19 protein-coding genes are annotated in these 21,661 nt (G+C 40.3%); 4 read left to right on the forward strand and 15 right to left on the reverse strand.

The window, feature by feature from the left end:
* Positions 1 to 45: 45 nt before the first annotated feature.
* On the forward strand, positions 46 to 1,203 hold the full coding sequence (locus AAEU30_RS02085; RefSeq protein ID WP_421959094.1) for a chorismate mutase: 1,158 nt from the start codon (positions 46 to 48) through the stop codon (positions 1,201 to 1,203).
* A gap of 66 nt (positions 1,204 to 1,269) precedes the next feature.
* Here the strand turns inward: AAEU30_RS02085 and clpB are convergent, their stop codons facing one another.
* The 3 genes from clpB to rluD all read right to left on the reverse strand — a co-directional run bounded on the left by clpB (position 1,270) and on the right by rluD (position 5,652).
* Complete coding sequence (gene clpB, locus AAEU30_RS02090) at positions 1,270 to 3,846, reverse strand: ATP-dependent chaperone ClpB (protein ID WP_421959095.1); 2,577 nt, start codon at positions 3,844 to 3,846, stop codon at positions 1,270 to 1,272.
* 97 nt (positions 3,847 to 3,943) lie between these two features.
* Positions 3,944 to 4,675 (reverse strand): peptidoglycan editing factor PgeF, encoded by a 732-nt coding sequence (gene pgeF, locus AAEU30_RS02095; RefSeq protein ID WP_421959310.1) that lies wholly within the window; start codon positions 4,673 to 4,675, stop codon positions 3,944 to 3,946.
* The gene (rluD, locus tag AAEU30_RS02100) at positions 4,675 to 5,652 is read right to left on the reverse strand and encodes a 23S rRNA pseudouridine(1911/1915/1917) synthase RluD (protein WP_290210826.1); all 978 of its coding nucleotides are present in this window, start codon (positions 5,650 to 5,652) and stop codon (positions 4,675 to 4,677) included. Before rluD ends, pgeF begins: the two co-directional genes overlap by 1 nt.
* A gap of 142 nt (positions 5,653 to 5,794) precedes the next feature.
* Between rluD and AAEU30_RS02105 the strand changes: the two genes are divergently transcribed.
* The gene (locus tag AAEU30_RS02105) at positions 5,795 to 6,556 is read left to right on the forward strand and encodes an outer membrane protein assembly factor BamD (protein WP_421959096.1); all 762 of its coding nucleotides are present in this window, start codon (positions 5,795 to 5,797) and stop codon (positions 6,554 to 6,556) included.
* A 78-nt stretch (positions 6,557 to 6,634) separates the two neighbouring features.
* Here the strand turns inward: AAEU30_RS02105 and glnB are convergent, their stop codons facing one another.
* A complete protein-coding gene (gene glnB / locus AAEU30_RS02110; protein ID WP_087532096.1) occupies positions 6,635 to 6,973 on the reverse strand; it encodes a nitrogen regulatory protein P-II in 339 nt (112 codons plus the stop codon).
* A gap of 192 nt (positions 6,974 to 7,165) precedes the next feature.
* On the opposite strand from glnB, the gene AAEU30_RS02115 reads away from it, so the two are divergent.
* Entirely contained in the window at positions 7,166 to 7,723 is a 558-nt protein-coding gene (locus AAEU30_RS02115) for a GspH/FimT family pseudopilin (RefSeq protein ID WP_421959097.1), read from the forward strand.
* A gap of 64 nt (positions 7,724 to 7,787) precedes the next feature.
* Positions 7,788 to 8,327, forward strand: a complete 540-nt coding sequence (locus AAEU30_RS02120; protein ID WP_421959098.1) for a GspH/FimT family pseudopilin — start codon at positions 7,788 to 7,790, stop codon at positions 8,325 to 8,327.
* Between the two features lie 84 nt (positions 8,328 to 8,411).
* On the opposite strand, the gene AAEU30_RS02125 is transcribed toward AAEU30_RS02120, so the two are convergent.
* The 11 genes from AAEU30_RS02125 to lspA form a co-directional block, all read right to left on the reverse strand.
* Entirely contained in the window at positions 8,412 to 8,822 is a 411-nt protein-coding gene (locus AAEU30_RS02125) for a type IV pilin protein (RefSeq protein ID WP_087532093.1), read from the reverse strand.
* A gap of 136 nt (positions 8,823 to 8,958) precedes the next feature.
* Positions 8,959 to 12,135: a pilus assembly protein gene (locus AAEU30_RS02130; protein WP_421959099.1), complete on the reverse strand. Its 3,177-nt coding sequence runs from the start codon at positions 12,133 to 12,135 to the stop codon at positions 8,959 to 8,961.
* Positions 12,136 to 12,567: 432 nt separating this feature from the next.
* Positions 12,568 to 15,801 carry a PilC/PilY family type IV pilus protein gene (locus AAEU30_RS02135; protein WP_421959311.1) on the reverse strand — a complete coding sequence of 1,078 codons (3,234 nt, stop codon included), beginning with the start codon at positions 15,799 to 15,801 and terminating at the stop codon, positions 12,568 to 12,570.
* Positions 15,802 to 15,814: 13 nt separating this feature from the next.
* Positions 15,815 to 16,297: a pilus assembly PilX family protein gene (locus AAEU30_RS02140; protein WP_421959100.1), complete on the reverse strand. Its 483-nt coding sequence runs from the start codon at positions 16,295 to 16,297 to the stop codon at positions 15,815 to 15,817.
* Positions 16,285 to 17,283, reverse strand: coding sequence for a PilW family protein (locus AAEU30_RS02145; protein ID WP_421959101.1), 999 nt, complete (start codon positions 17,281 to 17,283; stop codon positions 16,285 to 16,287). Before AAEU30_RS02145 ends, AAEU30_RS02140 begins: the two co-directional genes overlap by 13 nt.
* Position 17,284: 1 nt before the next feature.
* A complete protein-coding gene (pilV, locus tag AAEU30_RS02150; protein ID WP_421959102.1) occupies positions 17,285 to 17,845 on the reverse strand; it encodes a type IV pilus modification protein PilV in 561 nt (186 codons plus the stop codon).
* Positions 17,846 to 17,990: 145 nt separating this feature from the next.
* Positions 17,991 to 18,692, reverse strand: a complete 702-nt coding sequence (locus AAEU30_RS02155) for a LytR/AlgR family response regulator transcription factor (RefSeq protein WP_421959103.1) — start codon at positions 18,690 to 18,692, stop codon at positions 17,991 to 17,993.
* A complete protein-coding gene (locus tag AAEU30_RS02160) occupies positions 18,689 to 19,732 on the reverse strand; it encodes a sensor histidine kinase (RefSeq protein ID WP_421959104.1) in 1,044 nt (347 codons plus the stop codon). The genes AAEU30_RS02155 and AAEU30_RS02160 overlap by 4 nt, the downstream gene beginning before the upstream one ends.
* A gap of 38 nt (positions 19,733 to 19,770) precedes the next feature.
* A complete protein-coding gene (ispH, locus tag AAEU30_RS02165; RefSeq protein WP_421959105.1) occupies positions 19,771 to 20,700 on the reverse strand; it encodes a 4-hydroxy-3-methylbut-2-enyl diphosphate reductase in 930 nt (309 codons plus the stop codon).
* A complete protein-coding gene (gene fkpB / locus AAEU30_RS02170; RefSeq protein WP_421959106.1) occupies positions 20,700 to 21,158 on the reverse strand; it encodes an FKBP-type peptidyl-prolyl cis-trans isomerase in 459 nt (152 codons plus the stop codon). The genes ispH and fkpB overlap by 1 nt, the downstream gene beginning before the upstream one ends.
* A complete protein-coding gene (gene lspA / locus AAEU30_RS02175) occupies positions 21,155 to 21,655 on the reverse strand; it encodes a signal peptidase II (protein ID WP_421959107.1) in 501 nt (166 codons plus the stop codon). The genes fkpB and lspA overlap by 4 nt, the downstream gene beginning before the upstream one ends.
* Positions 21,656 to 21,661 lie beyond the last annotated feature (6 nt).

The raw sequence follows: 21,661 nt of genomic DNA on the forward strand, positions 1-21,661 counted from the left end.
TTTGTTTTTGCCTTTTTAAGGTAACTTTTGGAATGAGGAACCCAAATGACAAATGATGTACTAAATTCGCTCAGACATGATATCAACGAGATTGATTCAGACCTGCTTGTGCTACTTGCCAAGCGCCGCCGTATTAGTCATGGTGTAGTAGAATATAAAATAGCTAATAACAAACCGATTCGTGATGAAGCGCGTGAGCAAGCTTTACTTGAAAAATTAATTGGTTACGGTAAGTCCCTGGGATTAGATGCTTATTATGTCAATAACGTATTCCAAACAATTTTAGAAGATTCAGTGCTCAATCAGCAGGCCATGCTGCAAAAGAATTTAAACCCTGATGCAATGAGTGAAACCCACCGAGTAGCCTATTTAGGTGGCCAAGGTACGTACAGCCAATTAGCCTGCCATAAGTACTTTAGTCGTCGCCCTGGCAAACTTGTTGAGCTTGGCTGTGCAAGCTTTGAACAAATTACCGGGAATGTAGAAAGCGGCCAAGCAGATTTTGGTTTATTGCCCATCGAAAACACCAGCTCAGGTAGTATCAATGAAGTATTTGACTTACTACAACATGCACAAGTATCCATTGTTGGTGAAGTAACTCACAGTGTTGAGCATTGTTTACTCGCCTCTCCTGACACTGAGCTTAGCCAATTAACTAAAATTTTTGCTCACCCTCAACCTTTTGCGCAATGTAGCCGATTTTTACAAGGCTTAGGCGATATTCAACATGAAACCTCTGACTCTACTGCAAGTGCATTACAATCAGCGATTGACACACCTAATAGTGCAGCAATAGGCTCAGCTCAAGCAGGCAAACATGTCGGATTAGAAGTATTAAAGTCAGGGCTTGCCAACCAACGTGAGAATCACAGCCGCTTTATCGTTGTAGCACGTAAACCGTTGCAAGTGTCAAAGCAAATCCCAACAAAAACAAGCCTGATCATGGCTACAAAGCAACAAGCCGGTTCGTTGGCAGATGCATTAATGATTTTCAAAGAGCACAATATCAACTTAGTGAAGCTTGAATCTCGTCCAGTGCCTGGCAATCCGTGGGAAGAAGTGTTCTATGTTGATTTAGAGGCTAACTTAGTAGATAACCATGTACAGCACGCTTTAGAGCAACTTAAAGAACATACGCAATATGTACGTGTGCTTGGCTGCTACCAAAGTGAATCATTACAAGCGGTCAGTGTTGAGGGTTAAATTCAGTACATTTAAATGATTTAAGGCCAGCAAATTGCTGGCCTTAATATTTGATAATTCATACCACTAGCGTGCGCTGAATATCAGTCCATTTTCATCGGCATCTATCACTATCATACTGCCACTTTGATACTCACCTGCTAGCAGTTTTTGAGCAAGTGGATTCTCAATGGTATGTTGAATAGCGCGTTTAAGTGGCCGCGCCCCATAAACAGGGTCAAAGCCGCTGGCTGCTATACGCTCTAAAGCTGCATCGCTAATATCTAATAAATACCCCATTTCAGTTAAGCGCTCTCGCAATTTCGTTAACTGAATATCCGCAATTTCTTTAATGTGCTCATTAGCAAGAGAATGGAACACCACGGTTTCATCGATTCGGTTAATGAACTCTGGTCTGAATTGACTCACCAACACACCCATCACTTTTTCTTTTAGGGTATCGTAGTCGTTATTACCCGCTTGCTCTTGAATGATATCTGAGCCAAGATTTGAAGTCATAATGATCACGGTGTTTTTAAAGTCAACTGTGCGTCCCTGCCCGTCAGTTAAGCGGCCATCATCTAATACTTGCAGTAAAATATTAAATACGTCAGGGTGCGCTTTCTCAACTTCATCAAGTAAGATGACAGAGTAAGGGCGACGTCGCACAGCTTCAGTTAAATAACCGCCCTCTTCATAACCTACATACCCCGGCGGAGCACCGACTAAGCGCGCGACTGAATGTTTTTCCATAAACTCTGACATATCAATGCGCACCATGGCGCTTTCTGTATCAAACATATACGTTGCAAGCGCTTTGGTAAGCTCTGTTTTACCCACCCCTGTTGGGCCTAAGAATAGAAATGAACCAATCGGACGATTAGGATCAGCAAGTCCTGCACGTGAACGACGAATTGCGTTTGAAACTGCAACAACCGCTTCATCTTGGCCTATCACTTTAGCATGGAGTTGATCTTCCATTTGTAATAGCTTTTCACGCTCACCTTGTAGCATTTTAGACACCGGAATACCTGTCCAACGCGATAAGATCTCCGCTATTTCATCTTCGCCAACTTGGTTTTTTAACAAGCTCATATCTTGCATTTCGGCTTGTGAAGCTAAATCAAGTTTACGCTCTAAATCAGGGATTCGACCATATTGAAGCTCCGACATACGTTGTAAATCGGTTGCACGTCTTGCGACTTCTAAGTCTAAACGCGCTTGTTCAAGCTCAGCCTTTATCACTTGAGTACCTTGTAACGAGGCTTTTTCCGCGTTCCACACTTCATCGAGCTCGCGATATTGTGATTCTAAATCACCAATCAGCTCTTGCATCTCTGTACGACGTTTTTGGCTGGCTTCATCTTTTTCTTTGGCAAGGGCATTATCTTCCAGTTTTAGCTGAATAATACGGCGCTCTAATTTATCTAATGATTCTGGCTTTGAATCAATTTGTAAACGGATTGATGAACCCGCTTCGTCAATTAAATCAATCGCTTTATCAGGAAGTTGCCTGTCACTAATATAGCGGTGTGATAAATGCGCCGCGGCTACGATTGCAGGGTCGGTAATATCAACACTGTGATGTAATTCATAGCGCTCTTTTAAGCCACGTAAAATAGCGATAGTGTCTTCAACTGATGGCTCTTCAACAAGCACTTTTTGAAAGCGACGTTCAAGGGCTGCATCTTTTTCAATGTATTGGCGATACTCATCAAGGGTTGTTGCACCCACACAGTGTAATTCACCGCGGGCCAGCGCAGGCTTTAACATATTACCTGCATCCATTGCACCATCGGTTTTACCAGCACCAACCATAGTATGTATTTCATCAATAAAGAGAATAACTTGGCCTTCTTCTTTAGCTAGCTCATTCAATACTGATTTTAATCGCTCTTCAAACTCACCGCGGTATTTAGCTCCTGCCACCAGCGCACCTAAATCAAGTGATAATACACGCTTATTTTTTAGTCCTTCTGGCACCTCGCCATTAATAATACGCTGCGCTAACCCTTCGGCAATGGCTGTTTTACCAACACCGGGCTCACCTATTAATACCGGGTTATTTTTGGTCCGGCGCTGTAAAACCTGAATAGTACGGCGTATTTCATCATCACGACCTATCACAGGGTCGAGCTTACCTTGCTCTGCACGTTCGGTGAGATCAATAGTAAACTTTTTCAGGGCTTGGCGAGTTTCTTCGGCATTGGGGTCATCCACCTTTTGCCCACCGCGAATGGCTTCGATCGCTGATTCAATTTTAGTTGCGGTTACGTTTAGTGCGCGAAAAATATCACCCAGCGGTCCTTTATCATCACAGGCCGCCAACACAAATAATTCGCTAGAAATAAACTTGTCTTTGCGCTTTTGTGCATATTTATCACATAAATTTATGAGTGAAACCATGTTGTTAGACAGTTGAACATCACCGCCTACACCTTCCACCTTGAATAACTTTTCAATTTCTTTTGACAGTTTAGTATTAAGCTCATCTGCGCTAACACCTGCTTGTGCTAATAAAGCACGCACGCTAGAGCCACTTTGTTGTAACAGTGAGTACATCAAGTGAACAGGTTCAATAAATTGATGGTCACGACCAAGTGCCAATGATTGCGCATCAGAAAGCGCAGATTGAAATTTACTGGTAAATCTATCTAAACGCATGAGGGGTTACCTATTAAAAAACTAATTACTTAATTAATGGGTATGTTTAATGATTTGTTCAAGGTTTTGAAGGAAATATAATCCGTGTAGAGCACGATTATTTGCGCCAGATCAAAGTGGCCATGCGCCCGGTTTTACCTTCTCGTCGATATGAAAAAAACTGCTCTTGTTGAGCAACAGTACAATACTCTCCACCTGAGATATTAAAAATACCTAAATGGTTTAGCTGAATGTGTGCAATGGCGTAAATATCAGCTAAAAATTTGCCATTACCTTTTGCCTGAAAAGCATGTTGATACTGTGAACTAAGCTTACAAAATGCAGCTTTTACCTCAGCACCCACTTCAAAATTTTGCGCACCAATTGCCGGCCCAAGCCAAGCTATAATTTTCTCTGTGGGGGTATTAAAATGATCTATCGTTTTTTCGATGATTCCGGCATGTAACCCTCGCCAGCCACCATGAATTGCGGCTACCTCACTCCCACATTCAGTGGTGAGTAGAATGGGTAAACAATCTGCCGTCATTATCGCTAAAGGTTGCTCTGGCAAACGAGTAAACAGCGCATCTGCATCCACTAGCTTGGAATGATCAAACTGCTCATCAACAATAACAACGTCGCTGCTATGAACTTGGTTTAACCAAACCGGCTTAGTCGGTAAGTGGTTCGCTAATAACTCACGGTTAGCCAGTACTTTTTGTTCATCATCACCTACATGTAAACCCAAGTTGAAACTACTAAATGGGGCTTCTGAGTAGCCCCCTTTTCGTGTCGTGCTCAGGGCTCCAATATTTATTGATGCGGGCCATGTAGGTGTGATCATCTCGATTAAAAGTCTATATTTGGGTTTGCTTTGGTGTCTTCGCGTAATGCGTGTGTCATTGCCACCATGTCATCAGGAATAGGTGCTTGCCACGTCATCATTTCACCTGTTATTGGGTGAGCAATACTCAGCTTAACCGCATGTAATGCTTGACGGTTAAACGCTCTGAGCATTTCAAACAACTCAGGTGTGGCACCTTTTGGTGGGCGCGGACGGCCGCCATAAGCTTTATCACCAATCAATGGGTGATTAATAAACGCCATATGTACACGAATTTGGTGAGTACGGCCAGTTTCAAGACGTAAACGCAAGCGTGTATGGGCGCGAAACTTTTCAGCAACACGAAAGTGTGTGATAGCTGGCTTGCCCTGTTCATGTACCGCCATGTGAGTACGCTGTGTAGGGTGTCGGCCAATTGGCTTTTCAACCATACCACCTGCAGTCATCGTACCATTACAAATCGCTTCATATTCACGAGTGAAGTTTTCACGCTTTTGTAATGCAGTCACTAAGTGAGTTTGTGCAGGAATGGTTTTCGCTACCACCATTAATCCTGTAGTGTCTTTATCAAGACGGTGCACAATACCCGCTCGTGGTACGTTGATGATCTCAGGGTAATGATGCAGCAAGGCATTTAATACTGTGCCATCTGGGTTACCTGCGCCTGGGTGAACCACTAAACCCATAGGTTTATTGATAACTAAAATATCATCGTCTTCATAAACGATGTTTAATTTGATATCTTGCGCTTCATATTCACGTGGTGCTTCAATGCTGGTTTCAACATTGACCACTTCGCCACCTAAGAGTTTTTCTCTTGGGGTGTTGAAAATTTCACCATCCACGGTGATTTTATCATCCAAAATCCACGTTTTTATACGTGAACGTGAATAATCAGGGAACAATTGCGCCAATACTTGGTCTAGACGTTTACCGCCTAACTCAGTTGGCACCTCGGCTTGAAGAGAAATTTGTTCTGACATTAGTAACTTTACCCAATTTACCAGTGCAAGCTGTGCTCGACTGGGTTAGAATCGCTTTTAATAAAAGCATTTATATAATAAGCATAGTTTACTCGGTTTTACCCAGTTGGCCTAGCCGAAGACATCGAAGGTAACAAATAAAATGATAAATAGAATAGGGAAACGTGCATTCGCCATTGTTTTTACAGTTTCATTACTTGGTTTAGGCGCATGTTCGTCTGCTCCAGATGAAGAAGATATCCAACGCGTTCCTAATAAGTCAGCACAAGCGCTTTATGAAGACGCTAAACAAACATTAGACTCAGGCCTTTATGCCCGTGCAATTGAGCTATTAAGTGCCATAGATTCACGCTACCCATTTGGCCCAATGTCAAAGCAAGTGCAAATGGATTTAGTCTATGCCCATTACCAAGCAGGTAATACAGAGCAAGCATTAGCGACCATTGACCGCTTTATTCGCTTAAACCCTAATCACAAAGATCTAGATTACATGTATTACATGCGTGGGTTAGTGAACATTAAAGCGGATGAGAATGCATTCCAAGAATACTTTGGTGTTGATAGAGCCGACCGTGATGCAAACCGTACTCGGGTTGCCTTTACTGACTTATCAACCTTAGTCAACCGCTTCCCACAAAGTGGTTATGCGCCAGAGGCAAAACGTCGTTTAGTTTGGCTACTAAATAAAATGGCTCGCTATGAGCTAAAGGTAGCTGAGTACTACTATGAACGCGAAGCATACCTTGCAGCGGCAAATCGCGGTAAGTATGTTGTAGAACATTATTCACAAAGTAGTTATTTAGATGAAGCACTAGAGGTGATGGAAAAAAGCTATAACAAACTAGGTTTACCAGAGTTGAGTGAGCACGCTAAATTGACTCGTGAGTTGAATAAAAACAAATAGATTTAATTATATAAAAAAGGCGCTAATTTGATTAGCGCCTTTTTTATATCGAATGAAAACTCATTTAAACCGAATTAATTAAATAGCTTCTTCGTCTTCTTCTGCCGTACGAATACGCACAACACGCTCAACATCAGTAACGAAGATTTTACCATCGCCGATTTTACCTGTTTGCGCAGTTTTAACGATCACTTCGATGGCACGGTCAACATTTTCATCACCTAACACAATGTCTAGTTTTACTTTCGGTAAAAAATCTACCATGTATTCAGCACCACGATAAAGCTCGGTATGCCCTTTTTGGCGGCCAAAGCCTTTTACTTCACTTACTGTCATACCTGTAATACCGACTTCTGATAATGCCTCACGTACGTCGTCTAGTTTAAAAGGTTTGATGATTGCTTCTATTTTTTTCATTGTTCGTTGCTACTTTTAAATTCTGTTTGAGTCGATTTTAGACAATCCTGCAGTTCATAGCAAACAAAGCAATTGAATTACGGTGATTTAATCATCAACAATGATATGATAATTAAAAATCTAGCAACCATAGTTATAAAATACGTTGTTTGTATGGCTTGTTAATGAGTCACCTAGTATTTAGAGGCACATATGAAAAAAATACAACACGGCTTTACGCTTTTAGAATTGATGGTCACCATTGCTATCGTTGGCATTGTTGCTGCAATCGCTTTTTGGGATAGCAGTGATATGCTTGAAGAGAATCGAGCCGAAAACTTTTTGCTTGAGTTAAAACGCAATATCAATTTTGCCCGCGCAAAAGCCACCAGTACAGATTCACTTATGGTGGTGTGTAGCGCAGACACAACAAATATAGAAAATAATACACAATTGACCTGCTCTAAAGATTGGAGTGACGGCACCATCATTGTATTTTTCGATGACAACAGTAATGGTGACTATGATCCACAGGAAGGAGACAAAATTCTTAGAACCATGGCTGAGATATCTGAAAATAGTAAATTAACATTTTCGGGAGATACTTCATTAACATTTGATGCAAGTGGCCGGATCACCTCAAACCCAGGTACATTTACATACTGCCCAAATAAAGACAATGAGAACAATAAAGCATTAACAATAAGCCAATCGGGTACCGCTTTGTACAATGGAGATACTAATAATTCTTGTGTTGCTAAAGCACTTTAATTGAGCTTGCAACTCCAGCAAGCTCAACTAATATTAGAATAATAGTAATCAAAAGAGCTCAAGGATGAGAAAGCCACCCCAATTCCAAGCAAAATTAGGGACAACATTGCTCGAAACAATGGTAGTATTGAGTATTGTCGCTATCATGGCTAACCTTGCTCTGTTTCACTTGCAGCCTTTTCTTGCACAAACTCGCCTTGAAAATTACAGCCACCTGATAAAAAGAACCTTGAATTTAGCGCGTAACAATGCGGTATCTTTAAATAGCCAAATTACTGTTTGTGCATTGAAGTCTTCAGTATGTGACGGCAGTCGTTGGCATGAAGGTATTACCGTTTTTGTTGATAAAGGGGATGTTGGAGTCTTTGGTTCTGATGACACTGTTATGTTTGTCTCTGAAGCTATTAATAAGTCAGATAAACTTACTTACCCCCGAAACGCCATCACTTACCGCCCTGATGGTACACCCAGGGGGTTTAATAATGGTACTTTTATATATTGTGCTGACTATAAATCAGCAAATTTACCGGGGATTGCTATTTCGGTGAGTACAATAGGTAGAATAACACTAAAGGACACCCAAGAATGTCAAAATAGTATTTGAGCAAAATCTAGCTTACTTATTTGTTAGCCTTTTTAGTTTATTTGCAATGCCAAGCGAAAGCGAAGTCATTAAACCAAAATGAAATTACCCCCAGCACTCACTTTTATCCGCACTTCCTTTAGAGGTTTTAAGTCCGGCATCATCAATAGTAAAAGATTTACAATCGTCATCTTTTAGTGGTGGACCAGCAGCAGGCGTAGCAGTGATCTTGAACGTGCCCGCAGAATTATCAACGCTTACTTTTATGGTATAAAATCCATGCTCTGTCGGAGATACCACACCCAAGTTTTCTAAGCTTTGTGTATACACTCGATTATCAACAAAAAACTGTTGTTGCTTATTTGCAGCATCAAGTAATGAAGTAATGGCTTCTGTGCGAGCTGTGCGTTTAACATGTTCAAAGTAACTAGGCAGAGCGACAGATGCGATAATGCCCAATATAGCCACCGTAATCATTAACTCAATTAAAGTAAAACCATTTTTTTGTATTTTCATTCTTCGCACCATCTATTTTGCATTATACGCCGAAAATTATTATGTTTGGGGTGTAAACTAAACCACTACATCATAAGTGCCTACTGCATCGAATGCAATTATTGCCTGTATTTACCGCATTAAGCACCTGTTTTAATTATTGAGAAATAATGTCTTGCTTATATACATACGTCTGCTGAATCCGAAAACCTAGTCCTTGGGTTGATGAGCTCGTTACTAATTTTATATGGCCATTTTCATCAAATGTAATGTCTGGTCCTAATAATTCTTGTGGTACAAACGATTCACTAGGTTTTAAAATACCTGCCACTTGCTGTGTATTTAACCAAGGTCCGAGCAGTAAAAACTGACTTTTTTTGGCAACCGGCTTCATAGTATCATCACAAAGGTTATCATCATCTTTATCGTCGCATTGCTCTTGAACTCCAAAATACAATTGCGGTGTATCTGGTAACTCATCACGCGTTAAATAAGCCAATTGCTCATAGGCTTTAGTGCCATAATGCAAATGAAACGCATACATAGCACCTTGCCCACGACTATTTATACACTGTTGACTTGCCTCAGGCGCAGTCGAGGCTGCAGGAGTGTAACTTGTAAAGTAAGCAATACCGCCAACCACTGTTGCAACAGCGAGAGACTTTTCACCTAGTTTAGGTAAGTTGTAGTACCACCCTTTAAAGCTTCCCAGTTCGACCTCAAGTTGAACAAACGCCTCGTTATCATCCAGCTTGGTGGAAAATGGATCTAAACTAACATCCATTAACTCGTCAATACGAATCGGCTCAGGTAAGCCATTAGGAAATTGGCCAGTAACAGTATTTATATCACGCACCATATAAAGTTGATCTTGAATATTTGTTGTCATCGGATCTGCACGATCTCCACTACCGATTAACACCGCATCAAACGGAATATCCTCACGTATTTGACGCATTTCTCCATTATAAAAAACATTACTAACACGGCTAAATAATGTTCTTGCAATCATAGGTTGATTTAAAAAACGGCGTCTATTAGCTATCCCACTAGCACTGAGTTCGGCTAATTTAAAATGTGTCCACGACTTGCCTTCAGGCATATCTACTCGCCATACATTCCCTCCGGTGTCAGCAGCATAAAGACGGTCTATATAACCATCATAATTAGCATCAAACACCGCAATATCGCCCGCAATACTATCTACTCCTGCAAATCCATTTTCAGGGGTCAATGACCACACTTTTTCGCCACTGCTTGCATCTACAATATATATGCCTCGCCCTTTATCATCACGACTTGGCTGCTCATTATCTTTATTCGCGTCATAACCTGCAGCAAAGATCAATACCGGTTTATTTTCAAAACCGGCCAATTTAATATAGGTTACAATTGGTTTTGACCACGTTTGCCCAAGCTCTTTAAATGATGATACCCCTCCTTGAATTGGAGTGCTCCAAAGTAATTTTGGTGAATCAGGCTCTGAAATATCAAGTCCGTAATAATTACGTCCTCCCCGACGCAAGCCAAAAAATGCCCAGACACGATCATCATCGTTAATTATTCCATTGCTATTTTTATCATCAATAAATAAACTGATAGGGCCGTCAACACCATATACTTTACTATTTGATTGGTCAGCTCTTAATGGTTTGAGAATGCTATAGAGGCTGCGTGGAATAAATGCCCAGCTCTCAGACAAGGTATCGTTTTTATCTTGAAACATATGTAAAAAACCAGCATTTGTGCCAACGAGAATCCTTATATCGCCATTCCCATAATCAATAGCTACGGGTTTAGAGTGCAGTGGATCACCAAAAATATTACTGCGAGTTTCAGTCCGGTTGCTATTGTTATTTTCGTCATCAACATCAACTCCTCGCGCCCAATTTATAGTCGCCTCAATCTCCGATAATGGTTCATTAAACAATTCATCAAGGTCATCTAACTGATTTTCTAAATTAGAATAAGTAAAAGGCATCAACCCCGCGGCTGTATCCGTATAAATATTGCGTTCAGCAAATTCCGACAACCAATAATTAACTCCGCCACTTTGCAACTTGGCGCCATCATTAGGTTCCGCATCAGGAAGCCAAAAAGTACGACTATCTTGGCTTATTGCCCCACTTCCATCCAGTGCAAGATTACCTGTCGCATCAGTAACTTGCGTACCTGAAACCTTTAATTTCTTTAAATTTCCCAACCAACGAGCACCTAAAGCTGGTTGAAACATAGTTAAATAAATACTATCTAAGTGGCGCGTTCTATCGGCACTACTTGCGACAATCGCAGGGGAAGAAAAGCTAGCATCAACAGTGCGTACTGTTTTCATTGTCGTCGCAAATGCTTCATTTAGCTCCTCTAGTGACTCAGCTAAAAAATATTGCCCGCCACCTTGCTTTGCCGTTTCTACCAATACCTGCTCAGCATAAAGAGGCATGCCATGGCCAAACCCGACTGTATATACATTAACATTATCGATAATTGCAGTGTCTGGATAGGCATCAAAATTATTAATTCCTTGCCCATGTAAGAGTCTGGCTACGGTTGGTAAATAGGTATTTTTAAATTTATCGGCGGGATAACCATATAGGTTTTGATGCAACTGCTTTATATCGTTTTCACGGCTATTTTCTAATAATGGCAAGCTTTCTGTTAAGGATATACCATCGGTGATCAATACAACATTCACTTTACTTTCACAGGGGATTTCAGAGCCATCATTCAAACTAAAGGGGGAAATATATTGCCCCTGTTGTTGAATACGAATATCAATGAGATCAAGTAAGTTAAGGTGATCATAACCAACTTGTTGGCCATGTAAATAAAGCATTGCTTCATGTAACATTTCGGTTGCAGGACTTATGTTAACTAATGATAGTAGCCCCCAATCATCAATTGTTTCGATAATATCACTGTGTTCAGCTCCAAACCCATGAGTGACATAACCACCTGTTGAGCCTAATAAGTTACCTAAATCAAGTAAATTATTTAATTTTAAATTTAACGGGCCATTCGATTTTATAAGCGCAAAATCAACATTGGGATTATCATAGATCAATTTTTTCATCGCAGTTTTTGCAGCGGATAGTCGAGTCTCAGGGCATAGCTTAATTACACCAAGCAACCCTTTACACTGTTTATTACTATTTATTGATAAAGCCATACTTAGCGAGTTATCAAATACTAATAATACCTTTGGCTTATCGTCATTTTGTGAATTATATAGTTCAATATCATCAGCCAGAGTCACTTGACTGGTAAAAACAACTAAAAAGCCAAACAGTTTTGTAATCCCATGCGTAAATTGAAACATAGCGACAACCCTATCCATGTGAAAATCTTTTCGTTTAAAACTCACACATAAGACTTCTCTATTTAGTATGAGTAATACTTTAGTACAGCACAGAATTTAGATTTCACAACATAAAACAGTCACTTTTCTGTATAAAAAACACACTAAGCAATCCTTTTTAACTACATCTAATTGATTAGACTAATATAATGAATACATCAGTGAAATCATGTTTTTCGTTAATTTCCTCAGAAAAGAAAAATTACAGAATAGGGTTAGGATTTGGGAAAAGATAAAATATTTTGTAGAGGTATGGAGCTTATTCAGTACAAAAAACTGTAATACAGCCTTATGCGTCTTAATAGGAAGGTTGGTTATTAAGCAAAGTATTTAAACAATCTGACTGTAAAGGGAGTTATACGGTTTTACTACATTAACGATAGTAAAACCGTATAAAAATAACTTTAATCGTTATTTATAGTTATCATTCAACTCGCGTTTATAAATAAATGTTTGTTGGGTTTTAAAACCAAAACCAATTGGTACAGCATCGCTTACTAGTTTAATTTTGCCATCTTCATCAAATGAAATACCAGGCCCTATAATTTCCTTTGGCACAAATGGGTTTTTCGCGCTTGAATCCCCTTGCGTTTCTTGTGTTTGCTTAACTCCAGGCCCTAGCAATAAAAACTGGCTCTGTTCATCACAATTATCAGTCTCACATGTATTTGTTGAACCAAAATACAGTTGTGGTGTATCAGGCACATCATTACTCGTGACATAGCGTAACTGCTCATACACTTTGGTGCCATAATGTAAGTGAAATGCATATAAACCGCCGCTTCCGCCGCTTAAAGAACATTGATTAATGACCGAATCTTCTGAAGCCGGTGTAAAACTCGTAAAGTAAGCAACGCCACCAACTACAGTTGCAGCTGCAAGTGATTTTTCACCACTTCGAGGAAGATCATAATACCAGCCACTTTTTTGACTAAGCTTTAACTCCTCATCAGTAAATTTATCGATATCACTGAGCGCATTCGCAAAAGGGTCATTATTCACATTCATTAAATCACTGATTGTAATGGGGGTTGGAATGTCATCATCCAAAAATGACTTAGTCACAGTATTTATATCACGGATCATAAATAACTGATCTTGCACGTTCGTTAACGTGGGCTTGGGCCTATTACCACTGCCAATTAATACCGCATCAAAAGGTGTATCTTGGCGAGTAATCGTTGTTTTATCATTTTCAGTAGTGTTAGTTACCTTGCTAAACATTGTACGCGCTACAACCGGCTTATAGAAAAAACGTCGATCTTGGCTAGATAATGCTCCTCCTAATTGTGCAAGTTCAAAGTGAGTCCATGGGTTTATGCTATCTTTCGGGTTTGCACCGGGCATATCTACTCGCCAGATACTACCCGCTGTATCGGCTGCATACAGACGGTCTATAAAGCCATCATAGTCAGAATCAAGTATCGATACGGTTGCGGCTATACTATGCTCTCCTTTAAAGCCTGTTTTAGGGGTGAGCTCCCACACCAAACTGCCATCTGATGCATTAACAATATATAACCCCCGTCCTTTACTATCATTACTAAGCTGTATATTGTCTTTATTAGTATCAAAGCCCGCCCCAAAAATTAACACGGGATCTGTTTTACCTTTAATGTATGTTGCGATTGGCGCTGACCAAGTTTGTGCTAGCTCAGAGAAAACACCTGTGCCTCCTTGAATTGTCCACATTAATCGAGGAACATCAGGGTTCGTAATATCTAAACCATAATAATAATTACCGCCTCTACGCATACCAAAAAACGCCCATACACGATCGCCAGTTTCAACAACACCATCACGATCAGCGTCATCGAAAAATACAGTAATAGGTCCATCAACACCATACACTTTAGTATCAGCTTGGTTGTCCCGCAACGGTGTTAAAATTCTATATAAGCTATTAGGAATAAATGACCATGTTTCACCCACTTCGTCCCCTTTATCCTGAAACATATGTAGAAAACCAGCATTAGTACCAATCAGGATACGTATATCATCATTACCATAATCAATTGTGACTGGCTTTGAGTGTAATGGATCACCAAATATATCCTGACGCTGATCCCGACGAGAGCCATCCTTATCCTCATCATCAACGTCAACACCTCTAGCCCAATCAATAGTTGAGGCGACATTGAGTAGGTCAGTCCCAAAACTATTCGCTAAATTTGCAAGCCCACCGAAGGCTGTTTGCAAAAGATTACTTTTAAACTCGATCAGTCCTCCTGCGGCAGAATCGGTGTAAACGGTTCGCTCTGCTAAATTTGTAAGATGTGAATTAACACCACCACTTTCCACTGAATTACCATCTGCAGCTGAATTTTCAGGTAACCAAAAGGTATGTGCTGTTGATTTAATTAACCCATCATCATTAAGTGCAGGGGTACTTTGCGCATCAACAATTTCTGTGCCAGACACTTTTAACTTTTTTAAATTCCCTCGCCAACGGGCACCTGTTTCGGGGTAAAACATAGCATAGTAAATCGATTCTCGGCTTCGAGTCTGATCCACATTGTTACTTGCGATTGAAGGAGATGTAAACGTGTCATTTACTTCTCGAATATTTGTAATGAACTTTTTAAATGCATCGGATAACTCATCTGCCGTATTAGCATGTTCATATTGACCACCACCCAATCTCGCAGTCTCTTCTAATAAATACTTGCCTGAGGCACTCATCCCAGAACCAAACCCAACGGTATATACCCGTCCCGTTTCGTGGATATCAGAGGTTTGTGGGTATAGATCAACAATAACTTCTTCGATACCGGCTTTTTTATTTGCGTCTACACCATGAATTACTTTCGCAAGTTGATGTAAATAATTACTGTAAACATAATCATCATTGGTAAGTGAACGGCCAAAATATTTTTTATATTCGCTACTTATATCAGTATCACTGCCGTTATCACTCCCTGAAGACGGATCACCATCAGTCATATAAATTATATTCACTGAATTATCGCAGCGTATAGCTTCAGCTTTGCTGTCAGCAAAAGGGGAAATATAAGAGTAACTAGAAACAACATCCTCATATACATAGTTACATTCTTTCCTAGTCCGCTTGCGGCCCCACCAGTCGTAATAAGTGACATAATTACATTTTTGAACTCGTTCTTGGGTAATAATTTCAGACTCTACATCAGTATCTCTTTTATCTTTATCTACTTGAAATCCGTAACTTTGCTCTTTCCCTGTTATATATAAATAGGCTTCCCAAAGTGTTTCGGCTAAAGGCGTTCCTCCGTCTGCTGGCAAGTTATTTATTGAACGAGTAATTGTGTCATGAGAGCTACCAATACCATTAACAATATATCCACCATCGGTGCTATGGTAACGCATAAGACCAAAATCAATATCTGAATGTCCTTCGACTAATTGTGTCATTGCATCTTTAGCCACTCCCAACCGGCTATCATTGCACAATACCCAACCTCCATTTTGATACTGTCCGCAGTCATCCCCTGTTCTTGAGGAAAAAGCCATACTTCCAGAGGTATCAAAAATTAATAAAACACGAGGTTTTTCATCGAGTTCAACATTATGATTAACATATAATTCAATATCTTCAGCGTAGCTGTGCATACTTAAAAGCAGTGCAATACAGAGCGAAATACTTATAACTAACTTTTCAAACTTCATCATATTTACTCACTTAACCGCCAGTATTTAAACTAGCCATTTCTTGGGCGATTCCAGTCGTTATTGTAATAGTGTGTTTACTTTTTGAGCCATAGGTTATCGTACTATCAACTTGCACCATGTTGCATGAAATACCTGCGGTAAAACTAAACTTACGGGGGCAGGGCAGATCTAGCGCACCATTATTTAAATTACTCATTGAGTTTACTGTATCGCCCACTTTATCTAATGCGATTGAACCATTCGGTATTTGCGCTCGCGTATATAAAAAGTAACTGTTTCCTCCTTTAGTCGCTTCATCAGCTATCACTTGTTGTACATTACCCATCAAAGCGTTTTCAGCTTCTTCTCGCTCAAATGCGGCATTGGTAATTTTCATATCCACACTACTGCTACTCATAAGCGTCACAGCTATACCTGTGACAGCAACAACCATGATCAGCGCTACAATCAGAACAACACCTTGCTGTTTTGAAGCTAACCTTAAATTCTCCATAGGTTTGCTCCTACATTATTTAAGCGAATCGTTGTTGTAAATAGAGCTCTACGAAACTTATCATCAAACTCAAGTATTCTTTGGTCGACATCTTCGCCTAAGGTATATGTTTGATTAAGCTGTTTTAAGTTAGCATCTTCTTGTAATGCTCGTACCAAAATAAATACTTGCACCGTTAAAATGCCCCGGCGGTTTTCCCAATCAGCTGCGGTCATTTTATTAACACTTCGGTAAGTGTCTACTCGACTGTCATTGTTCGTATCTAAACCGAATAAAAACCGCATATTTTCAACGCCTTCCATAATCGTTTCAGTGACCATTTTTCCACTCGGTGCTAGCCGACGTCGCATCAATACGGGTACTTCTCTATCACGATCATTTATTTTAAAAGTTTGCTCATCAATATAATAAACATGATGACGATAGCGCCAAAGCGTTGCATTACCGCCTATGGTATTTGCAGCAATGGGGCCTTTACGAAACTCGCCTCGCTCTTGCTCTGCAATAAAATAATAGTTATTAGCAGTGCTATCAGTTGGATCAATTTGTAACCCTTCTAAAAATTTTACCTGCAAGATATCAGTGTTTTCTTTTGTCTTATTAAGGCAATTTAGTGCTTCTCCCCCCATTGTTTCAATGGCATACACTGAACGAAAATTAGTGTTTACGTTAAAAACAGGAAAGCTACCATTATTCAAGCCTGCAAAACAATCTGGGGCTGGTTTTTGTCCAGATGTAAGTGACACTTGTGTATTTTCTTCTGAAAAAGAATCTTCATAAAAGGTGCCCCAAAAACCAACTTGCTCTATATCACGCTGCATAATATTAAGCGCTAAGCGACCTGTTTCTTGCAAGTCACCTATTGTCATTGTATCTCTCGTGGTTACTTTCATACTGACATACGTGAACATCACTCCACCAAGCACTAAACCACCAATAAATAATGCCACCATCATTTCGACTAAAGTGAAACCTTGCTGCTTCATATTAGCTCCTTAGGTAAATATAACTTTTCAAAACCATAATACGGCGATTACTATTACTCTCACCACACGTTAATTGCTGGGTTTCTGTCGTGGCGGTAAACTTTTGGCGGCCTTGCCAACTCACCACAACTTGGATATTAAATGCTTTATCATTGCTATTTGGTACGGCAGTATTCTCTATACACACCGTTGCATCATCTAAAGCGCCTGTATTTTCTTTAGCTTGTATTGCACGGATCCATTGCTGCCGATCAAGTGCCGCTATTTGCGCTGAGCTACATGCGCCGCTGTAGCAAGTACGTGACTGTTCAAGCTCGGTATCACTCGTAAATGTGCCATTATATTGAGTAATTACTGCCAAACGATCATTAGCCCGTATCCGTTGAATAATATCATTGCCTAGAGCAACCGCAGCCGCTCGCTGCATTGAATCAAAGCTTGCTTGTTTCGCTTTTGCTTGTAATGCAACGGCACCCAGTAAACCGAAGCTTAGAATCACAAACGCAATTAATACCTCTACTAATGTAAAACCATGCTGTGGTGTATGATTGACTAATTTCATAACGCACCTAATATAAAACTATCTCATTATAAGCATATGCTATCAGTAGGTAGATTCAACTCTGCTCAGGATAAACGGTTATATTTGTTGATAAATGGTTACTCGACCAGCTCTAATAACCTTTGTATCTAAAGTAAGGGGGGACTTAAAGGTGCTCTTTTACGTTCTTATACGCACGTCGACTAACAGGTAATAAACAATCACAACCTTTCAATGCAACAGCATGCGTTCCATTAGCGCCTTTTTTCAGCTCAATTAGACGTGATTGATTAATTAATATCTTGCGATGAATTCGTAATAAGTGCGTGGAAAACTCTTCTTCTAACTGCTTTAAACTGTGATCAAGTAATGCTTCGCCACCATTAAAAACTAAACGTGTGTATTTATCTTCAGCGATCACATAATAGACATCTTCTAGTGCAACACTTCGCGTAACTCCTGCCAGTTGATAGTTGATCATCACTGGGCGTTGTTTTTGCACATGAGCACGAGTGAGGCGACCAAGTTGCTCTATAGCATTGGCCAAGTTTTGCTCTGTAACTGGTTTGACTAAGTAACCTGCTGCACTAAGTTGTAAAGCATCCAAAGCATGTTCAGGATAAGCGGTCACAAATATTATCGCGGGCGGCAGACTAAGTGTATTTAATTGCGCAGCAATTTCTAAACCGTTCATGGCGGGCATATTGACATCTAAAAATACAATATCTGGCGTCAAACATTTTACTTGCTGTATAGCTTCGGTGCCATTACTTGCATGTGCTATATCACTGTAGTCTGGATTTTTCGCAAGTAAGCGATGCAAACGAGCTCGAGCTAATGGCTCATCATCGACAATAAGAACTTTCATTGTTGCTCCTGTGTATAATCAACATCCAAAGGCAGTACCAATTTAACCCGATACATCCCTTCTCTTACTGTCATTGTCAACTTAGCATGCCCCTGATAATAGAGATCTAACCGTTGGCGAATATTATCTAATGCCATGCCATTTCCTGGACGTGTTTGTTGCGATGATGACGACACGGGGTTTTCGACGATAATCACCAACGAGCGTTGACTTACATGTAATTCGACATAAATAACAGCCCCCGTCAATGAAGGCTCAACACCATGACACACGGCATTTTCTAATAGTGGTTGTAATGTTAAACAAGGAATTGTTATGTTTGGGAGTTGATCTGGTAATTGCCAGTCAACTTGTAGCCGCTCTGCAAACCGCCAGCTTTCTAACCTTAAATACTGCCGGGTCAATGTAATTTCATCAGACAATCCGGTTTCTTTTCCGACTTGCATTGCAGCTTGCGATAATGCAGCTAATGCTAAGATCGCTTGCTCCGCAGCATCTGGATCGTAATGAGTCAATTCGGCGGCTGTATTAAGACTATTATATAAAAAGTGTGGCCGAATACGCGCCTGTAGTGCATCAAGCTCAGCTCTTGCTAATGCATTAGTTTGCAGCTGTTTTTCAACGTAAATTGTGAGAAACTGTACAAATAAACACGCAACTAGAACTACAATAAGTAAGTTTCGTAATATAAACACAACAGGATCAGCAACTTCAATCACGCTGCCAGCAAAACAGAGAACCGCGATACTCATTAACAATGTGGTTGATAAAAGAGAGATGAATAAACTAACACTTTGAATGAAGCGCGAATATCTCTGTAGAATAAACCGTAGCAGAAAAAGCCAGGACAGGCTTAATAAAAAGATAAGCTGTAAAAATAAACTAATTACACCTAAACGGATCCAGATGTCTTGAGCTGCACTAGGTGCAAAAGCCAATATAGTAGCAATAACTTGCACCACAACTAATGTAGCTAGCACACCTCGCTCAGTAAAGAGAGCCGCAAAAAGCAAAGTATTGGTTTGCACCGACTTGCTCATTGCACTCTCCTTAAAAATGCCCCATAAATAGATTAAGGTTAGCGTAGCTCAACGGGTACGGCAAATACTATGTTTTCTTCTTCGCCTGGATTTTCAACAACCTGTTTACCACCTAATTCTTTAAGACGGCTAATAACTTGTTGAACAAGTACTTCAGGTGCAGATGCACCGGCGGTTACACCAACAGCTTTTGCATTAGTAAACCAAGCATCTTCAACATTGCTGGCATCATCAATCAAGTACGCAACGGTGCCCATTTTATCAGCAAGCTCTCGTAAACGATTAGAGTTTGAGCTGTTTTTAGCCCCAACAACCAATAACACATCAACTTTATCGGCTAAGTCACGAACTGCATCTTGGCGATTTTGCGTGGCGTAGCAAATATCATCTTTTCGTGGGCCATCAATAACTGGGTATTTAGCGCGCAAAGCATCGATAACATCCGCAGTATCATCAACAGACAATGTCGTTTGGCTACAGTAAAAAAGGTTATTTGGATTTTTTACGTTGAGTTTAGCGACATCTTCTGCCGTTTCAACTAGATAAATACCACCATTACTATTATCGTACTGCCCCATGGTGCCTTCAACTTCAGGGTGACCATGGTGGCCAATCAAAATACACTCAGTGCCCTTTCGGCTTGCTCGGGTAACTTCCATGTGTACTTTAGTAACCAGTGGGCAGGTTGCATCAAATACTTTAAGCTCTCTGCGTTTTGCTTCGCTTCGAACGGCTTGCGATACACCATGAGCACTAAAAATTACAATGCTTTCATCGGGTACTTGATCAAGCTCTTCAACAAACACCGCACCACGGCGTTTTAATCCATCAACCACATAACGATTATGAACAACCTCGTGACGCACATAGATTGGCTTTTCGAATATATCTAACGCACGTTCAACAATACTAATCGCACGGTCAACGCCCGCACAAAAACCGCGAGGGTTGGCTAATAAAATATCCATTAATCATTTACCTTAGGCGTGTTATCAACTTCTAAAATTTCAACTTCAAAGGTTAATTGTTGGCCAGCTAAAGGGTGATTAAAATCAATTGTTACCGACTCGCCTTGCACTTCGCGTACAAGTCCTGGTAATTCAGTACCATCAGGTTGCGTAAACGCAATAATAGAACCAACGGTAGCTGGCGTATCTGGGCCAAACTTACTGCGTTCAACATAATAAATGTTGTCAGGGTTTGGTTGACCAAAGGCATCTTCTGGCTCCAGCTCAAACGATTTGCTATCGCCCGGTGCTAAGCCAAATAAACACTTTTCAAAGTTTGCGGTTAAGCTGCCATCACCCATCACTAATTTAGCAGGTTTATTATGCACCTTCGTCGAATCAGCCGCAGAGCCATCAGATAGCTTTATTGAAAAATGAAAAATCACTTCTGAGTTTTCAGCGATAACTGTTTGGCTCATGCTTTATGCTCCTTTGGACTTTCGCCTGTGAAGGCATCAAATAATAACAATGCTGCACCTATACAAATTGCACTATCAGCGATATTAAACGCAGGAAAATGCCAGTTTTCATAATAGAAGTGCAAAAAGTCGATTACATATCCGTAATACATGCGGTCGTATAGGTTACCTATAGCGCCAGCTAAAACGAGCGAATACGCACCACATAATATTTTATTAGATGCAGGAAGGCGTTTTAACCACCATATCAACAAACCACTTATCGTGATTGCTATTAAACTTAAAAACCAACGTTGCCAGCCACTTTCATCGCTTAAAAAGCTAAAAGCAGCTCCGTAGTTATGTACGTAAGTAAGGTTAAAAAACGGCAATATATCAATCGAATCACGCAAATTCATTGTATTCACCACTAGCGTTTTACTGGCAAAGTCTGCTACTAAAAGTAACAGACTTAACCAAAGCCACACTAAACCACTTTTTTGGGTTAGCTTGCTCACTCACTA

It is taken from the genome of Pseudoalteromonas mucoides (assembly GCF_049257175.1).
In the GTDB taxonomy this organism is placed as follows: Bacteria; Pseudomonadota; Gammaproteobacteria; order Enterobacterales; family Alteromonadaceae; genus Pseudoalteromonas.

Excerpts from the sequence above, each read along its gene's own strand:
- AAEU30_RS02085 (WP_421959094.1), top strand. The coding sequence starts at position 46 with ATGACAAATGATGTACTAAATTCGCTCAGACATGATATCAACGAGATT.
- clpB (WP_421959095.1), bottom strand. The coding sequence starts at position 3,846 with ATGCGTTTAGATAGATTTACCAGTAAATTTCAATCTGCGCTTTCTGAT.
- rluD (WP_290210826.1), bottom strand. The coding sequence starts at position 5,652 with ATGTCAGAACAAATTTCTCTTCAAGCCGAGGTGCCAACTGAGTTAGGC.
- AAEU30_RS02105 (WP_421959096.1), top strand. The coding sequence starts at position 5,795 with ATGATAAATAGAATAGGGAAACGTGCATTCGCCATTGTTTTTACAGTT.
- glnB (WP_087532096.1), bottom strand. The coding sequence starts at position 6,973 with ATGAAAAAAATAGAAGCAATCATCAAACCTTTTAAACTAGACGACGTA.
- AAEU30_RS02115 (WP_421959097.1), top strand. The coding sequence starts at position 7,166 with ATGAAAAAAATACAACACGGCTTTACGCTTTTAGAATTGATGGTCACC.
- AAEU30_RS02120 (WP_421959098.1), top strand. The coding sequence starts at position 7,788 with ATGAGAAAGCCACCCCAATTCCAAGCAAAATTAGGGACAACATTGCTC.
- AAEU30_RS02125 (WP_087532093.1), bottom strand. The coding sequence starts at position 8,822 with ATGAAAATACAAAAAAATGGTTTTACTTTAATTGAGTTAATGATTACG.
- AAEU30_RS02130 (WP_421959099.1), bottom strand. The coding sequence starts at position 12,135 with ATGGATAGGGTTGTCGCTATGTTTCAATTTACGCATGGGATTACAAAA.
- AAEU30_RS02135 (WP_421959311.1), bottom strand. The coding sequence starts at position 15,801 with ATGAAGTTTGAAAAGTTAGTTATAAGTATTTCGCTCTGTATTGCACTG.
- AAEU30_RS02140 (WP_421959100.1), bottom strand. The coding sequence starts at position 16,297 with ATGGAGAATTTAAGGTTAGCTTCAAAACAGCAAGGTGTTGTTCTGATT.
- AAEU30_RS02145 (WP_421959101.1), bottom strand. The coding sequence starts at position 17,283 with ATGAAGCAGCAAGGTTTCACTTTAGTCGAAATGATGGTGGCATTATTT.
- pilV (WP_421959102.1), bottom strand. The coding sequence starts at position 17,845 with ATGAAATTAGTCAATCATACACCACAGCATGGTTTTACATTAGTAGAG.
- AAEU30_RS02155 (WP_421959103.1), bottom strand. The coding sequence starts at position 18,692 with ATGAAAGTTCTTATTGTCGATGATGAGCCATTAGCTCGAGCTCGTTTG.
- AAEU30_RS02160 (WP_421959104.1), bottom strand. The coding sequence starts at position 19,732 with ATGAGCAAGTCGGTGCAAACCAATACTTTGCTTTTTGCGGCTCTCTTT.
- ispH (WP_421959105.1), bottom strand. The coding sequence starts at position 20,700 with ATGGATATTTTATTAGCCAACCCTCGCGGTTTTTGTGCGGGCGTTGAC.
- fkpB (WP_421959106.1), bottom strand. The coding sequence starts at position 21,158 with ATGAGCCAAACAGTTATCGCTGAAAACTCAGAAGTGATTTTTCATTTT.